The organism is Bacillus sp. LR--39 (assembly GCF_053613335.1).
The window spans coordinates 1-857 of record NZ_JBSIOT010000573.1 but is presented as its reverse complement, the minus strand read 5'-3'; the positions used below and the strand labels follow the sequence as shown (position 1 = coordinate 857).

Sequence of the window (857 nt, the reverse complement as noted above, 5' to 3'; positions counted from 1 at the left end):
AACAGGCTGATCAGCGGCTTACTGAAAGCGAAACGGCCGGCGGTTTCCCATAGCTTTGACTGCGGGTGCCCGATATTTCCTCTGACAGGCCAAAACAGCACTTTCCCCAAAACAGCCATGAAAAACGGCACGATCGACAGAAGCGCCAAAATCAAGACCGCGACACCCACCGCTACTGCGACCGCAGACTTGTAAAGCTGGAATTCGGCAAAGCCGATGCAAGTAAAACCGATCAAAACGGCGATTCCGCTGAACAGAACGGTTCTCCCCGCCGTTTTATACGTTGTCAGAATGGCTTCGATCTTGTCTTTCCCGCGGGCGATCTCTTCCTTAAAACGGCTTAAAAGAAGAATGCAGTAATCCGTGCCGATTCCGAACATGATCGCCACCATAAAGATTTGCGTAAACGTGGACAGCGGAAAATCAGCGTATTTGACTAGATAGGCGACGACGGACTGGCTCACAAGGTATGAAAGCGCGACCGCCAAAAGCGGAACAAAAGGCGCAACCGCAGAACGGAATACGAGAATCAGCACGATTAAAATAAAACCGACCGTGATATATTCGGTCTTCTTCAAGCCTTCCTGCGAGCTTGTCATGACATCATCATCGATGAGCGGCTGCCCGGTCATCTCGTAGTCAAGTTTTAAAGTTTTAAGCTTTTCATTGACCTTTGCTTTAAATTCGGCCGCACTGATTTTGTTTGCATCAAATGTGACAGGCACGAGCAGCGTCGTTCGATCCTTTGACAACAGCTGCTTTTGAATATCCTCATCCGCGTTAAAGTACGATGTAATATCTGAGACGTGAAGGGAGGAATCCTTCTCTAAAGTGGTGATCGCTTTTTTTAAAGCCGC

The 857-nt window shown here is 48.4% G+C and carries 1 protein-coding gene; it reads right to left on the bottom strand.

Annotation, left to right across the window (positions count from 1 at the left end):
- The coding region (locus ACWHAR_RS25000) for an MMPL family transporter (protein ID WP_452088172.1) at positions 1-857 on the bottom strand (857 nt) is incomplete at both ends.